The organism is Mesorhizobium sp. M1E.F.Ca.ET.063.01.1.1, from assembly GCF_003998155.1.
In the GTDB taxonomy this organism is placed as follows: Bacteria; Pseudomonadota; Alphaproteobacteria; order Rhizobiales; family Rhizobiaceae; genus Mesorhizobium.
The window spans coordinates 1-4,118 of sequence record NZ_RZSC01000549.1; the positions used below are offsets into that span (position 1 = coordinate 1).

Sequence of the window (4,118 nt, forward strand, 5' to 3'; positions counted from 1 at the left end):
GGCCACCGCCTTGCCGGCCTGCGGCACGAAGTGCAGCACGAGCAGGGCCAGCGCGCGGTCGAATGTGTTGTCCTCGAAAGGCAGCGCGGTGGCGTCGGCCTGCTGGATGGTGACGCGCGGATCGGTATTGCGCTCTCTCGCCGCCTCGACGAAGACGGCTGAGAAGTCGATGGCCTGGATTTCGGCGAGACCGGCGGATTTCGCCAGCTCGAAGGTCAGGCTGCCGGTGCCGCAGCCGACATCGAGGATCTTTTCGCCGGCGGACAAGCCGGCGAAGTCGATGAACAGCGGCGCAAGTTTTCGGCTCCAGCGCCCCATGAGCTGCTCATAACCGGACGCTGCGTGAACGGTAAAGCTAGACGCCATCGGGACCTCCCATATCAGCCCACGCTAAACCTCGACGCAATTGCTGCCAAGGCGCGAGGCAATTGTCGCGGCAAGGATAGCGGGGCAGGCGAAGGCGGTTATGTGGGCGAATTCACGGTCGCAACGCTTTCACGTTCCACCAACGGGCATTCCAGCTTGGTGATGGGGTAGCGTCCGCGGCCGGGCGTCGGAGGCGTCTCGAGCTGCTCGATCGCCCACTGGCCCATGGCGAGATGCGGCAGGATCGATGTGGTCAGCGGCGGGAAGAGGTGGCGGGCGATCTCCTCGTCGTCATAGCCGACCACGGAAATATCCTGGGGGATGTGCAGGCCGGCTTCCTTCAGCGCCTCGTAACAGCCGATCGCCGTGCGGTCGTTCTGGCAGAAGATGGCGGTCGGGCGCTCTTTGAGCGCGAGTAGCTTGACGGTCGCCGCATAACCGGCGCTGGCCGACCAGTCGCCCTCGACCACCAGTTCCGGATCGAAGGGGATGTCGGCGGTGGCTAAAGCGCGGCGATAGCCTTTCAGCCGGTCCTGCGCCGCCTGCATCCAAGGCTCGCCGGTGATGGTGGCGATGCGGCGGTGGCCGTGGCCGATCAGGTGACGGGTGGAGCTCTGGCCGCCGGCGATCTCGGAGGGCACCACCGCCGGGAAGGCATAATCAGCGGTGTAGCAGTTGAGCAGGATGACCGGGATGTCGAGGCTGTAGAGGAAATCGGGCGCGGCGATCTCGCGGGTGAAGATGGTCATGTAGATCAGCGCCGAGATGCCGCGCCTCGTCAGCGCCTGGATAACCCTCGGCTCCATGACGGCGTCGCCCATGGTCTGCGCGACCAGGAGCACGTTGCCGGCGTTCCACGAAGCCTGGCGCGCGCCCTCGATGGCGACCACCGCCTCCGGGCTGGTGGCGAGCTGGTCGACGGCAAAACCGATGACGCCGTCCAGCCCTTCGAACGGCGTCACCGCCGGGCGGAGCGCCGAAAAGACCGGCGGCGAATAGCCGAGCGCTCTCGCTGCCTCGACCACCCGGTCGCGCGTCTGCTGCGACAGCCGGATGCCCGGCGAATTGTTGAGCACGAAGGAAACCGTCGCTTGCGAGCAGCCGGCGGCTCGCGCGATGTCGGTCATGGTGACGCGGCCCTTGGGCTTGGCGTTGCGTCGCCTGGACGTCTCCGGGGGATCGCGCAGTTCCGTCGTTTCGCTCATGGTCGTTTCCCAAACCCCGCCGGCAACGGCAAGGTGGTCAAGTGCGGCGCGGAAGCGCCAAATTTATAACTATTATCAAGGATGACATCTTCCTCGCCAGCCGCTCCGTCTGTCAACGAAAAACAGATGACCGATCCCGTGAAACCGGAGAATTGCCGGTGATTCTCGCCTCAGCGAGGTGCCTTCCTGCCGCCACCATCCTCATCCCGCTTGCGTGGCTGGATATGGCCGTCGCCGCCGCGGATACGCCATGCCAGCTTCATAACTAATACTCTTTACTAATAGCTGTAAGCGTTTTACTGTCAACTCGCCGCGACCGAACCGGGGCTTCCGGCCGGTGGCGGCAGTGGGAGGAACGCGTGGCGACTGGCCGGCAAGCCGCCGGAGGAGGGCTGCCCTCGCTCTCACGAAAATGTCAGACAAATCGGACTATTTACGAACGCCAAATGAGTGTCTAGTGTCTTGGTCGCGGCTGGATTTGCGCCGTTCTTAAGTTGCCAGACCTTGGGCAAGCCCCTTGAGGAGGAGGGCGTCCAGGCCGCAGCCGACACATCAGGGATGAGTTTCAAAAAGGGAGGTTGAACCATGAAATCCATGATCCGTAACGCATCCGTCGCCGCGGCGGCCTTGGCTCTCGGACTGTCTGCGAGCGCGACCGCGCGCGCCGACGACAAGCCGACGCTGGCCTTCGTCGTCAACGGCGCGTCAGACTTCTGGAAGGCGGCGGAAGCCGGCGTGAAGAAGGCGCAGGGCGAATTGCCCGACTACACTCTCGAGCTCAAATATCCGGAGCAGTCTTCGGTCGCCATCCAGCAACGCCTGATGGACGATCTGGTGACGGCCGGCGTGAAGGGCATCATGGTCTCGGCCGTCGATCCCAAGACCTCGACCGACGGGCTGAACAAGATCGCGTCCGAGACGGCGCTGTTCACCACCGACTCGGACGCCCCGCAGACCAAGCGCGTCGCCTATATCGGCTCGTCCAACGTCGATGCCGGCAAGCAGGCGGCCGAGATCGCCAAGAAGGCGATGCCGGACGGCGGCAAGTGCCTGGGCTTCGTCGGCCTGCTCGGCGCCGACAACGCCAAGGAGCGCATCCAGGGCATGAAGGACGGGCTCGCCGGCAGCAAGATCGAGCTGGTCGACGTGCGCGGCGACGACATCGACCAGGCGCGCGCCAAGAAGAATGTCGAGGACGCGCTGGTCGCCAGCCCCGACATCACCTGCATGGTCGGCTTCTATTCCTACAACACGCCGCGCATCTATGAAGCGCTGCGCGACGCCGGCAAGCTCGGCCAGATCACCGTCGTCGGCTTCGACGACGATCCGATCACGCTGGGCGGCGTCAAGGAAGGCACGGTTGCAGCGACCGTCGTGCAGCAGCCCTTCGAATGGGCCTATCAGGGCATGAAGCTGATGGCTTCCTACCTCAAGGGCGACAAGTCGGGCATTCCGGCCGGCGGCCTGATCATCGTGCCGACCAAGATCATCGGCAAGGACGATGTCGACGCCTACGCCGCCAATCTGAAGGCGATGGCGGGCAACTAATCGATGAACCGTTGCGCCGGCTCAAGGTTCGCCTTGGGCCGGCGTCCGTATTGACGGGCCTCGCGAGGCCCGTCAGTCTGTAGCCCACCGGCTGCTGAGATGCGTCATGAATTGTGGCGCGATGAACCATGGCGCGATGAACTATTCCGACCCATCCATCGTCCAGTCCGCTCCGTTCCTGAGCCTCGAGGCCGTGCGCAAGACCTATCCCGGCGTCGTGGCGCTGGACGGGTTCTCCATGGAGGTCAAGCCGGGCGAGGTGATCGGCCTGGTCGGCGAGAACGGCGCCGGCAAATCGACGCTGATGAAGATCCTCGGCGGCGTGACGCGGCCGGACAGCGGCACCGTCACGGTCGACGGCGTCGCGCATGACGGGCTGACCGTGGAAGCCAGCATCGGCTCCGGCATCGCCTTCGTGCACCAGGAGCTCAACCTCTTCGAAAATCTCGACGTCGCCGCCAACGTCTTCTTCGGCCGCGAGCCGTTGAAGGCCGGGCCGCTGAGGCTGGTCGACCGCGCCAGGTTGCGCGAGATGGTGGCGCCGCTGTTGAAGCGCGTCGGCGCCAATTTCTCGGCCGACGCGCCGGTCGCCTCGCTGTCGCTGGCGCAGCAGCAGATGGTCGAGATCGCCAAGGCGCTGTCGATCAAGGCGCGGCTGGTGATCCTCGACGAGCCGACCTCCAGCCTGCCGATCGCCGAGACGGAAAAGCTGCTCGACGTGATCAAGGGGCTGCGGGCGGAAGGCATCAGCGTCATCTTCATCTCGCACCGCCTGCACGAGGTCGAGCGTGTCGCCGATCGCGTCGTGGTGCTGCGCGACGGCATGCTTGCCGGCACCTTGCCGAAGAGCGATATCAACCACGACCAGATGGTCAAGCTGATGATCGGCCGCATGCTGAAGGAGCGCGAGAAGGCCGCCGAAGCGGGGCGCGCTCCGGGCGGCGTGGCGCTCTCGGCCAGCGCGGTGCGCACCCCAGCCTATCCGGATCACCCGGTCGA

Annotated in this window: 4 protein-coding genes; 2 read left to right on the forward strand and 2 right to left on the reverse strand. The window is 65.1% G+C overall.

Annotated elements, in window-relative coordinates; genetic code table 11:
* Positions 1-366, reverse strand: a 366-nt coding sequence (locus EOA29_RS27645; protein ID WP_145969828.1) for a class I SAM-dependent methyltransferase, incomplete at its 3' end; no start/stop codon positions are given.
* A gap of 98 nt (positions 367-464) precedes the next feature.
* Positions 465-1,571 (reverse strand): LacI family DNA-binding transcriptional regulator, encoded by a 1,107-nt coding sequence (locus EOA29_RS27650; protein ID WP_189350428.1) that lies wholly within the window; start codon positions 1,569-1,571, stop codon positions 465-467.
* A gap of 585 nt (positions 1,572-2,156) precedes the next feature.
* On the opposite strand from EOA29_RS27650, the gene EOA29_RS27655 reads away from it, so the two are divergent.
* Together EOA29_RS27655 and EOA29_RS27660 are read left to right on the forward strand one after the other, a co-directional pair.
* Complete coding sequence (locus EOA29_RS27655) at positions 2,157-3,119, forward strand: sugar-binding protein (RefSeq protein ID WP_126090807.1); 963 nt, start codon at positions 2,157-2,159, stop codon at positions 3,117-3,119.
* Positions 3,120-3,255: 136 nt separating this feature from the next.
* Positions 3,256-4,118 (forward strand): ATP-binding cassette domain-containing protein (locus tag EOA29_RS27660; RefSeq protein ID WP_145969829.1); only part of this gene is annotated, 863 nt, incomplete at its 3' end.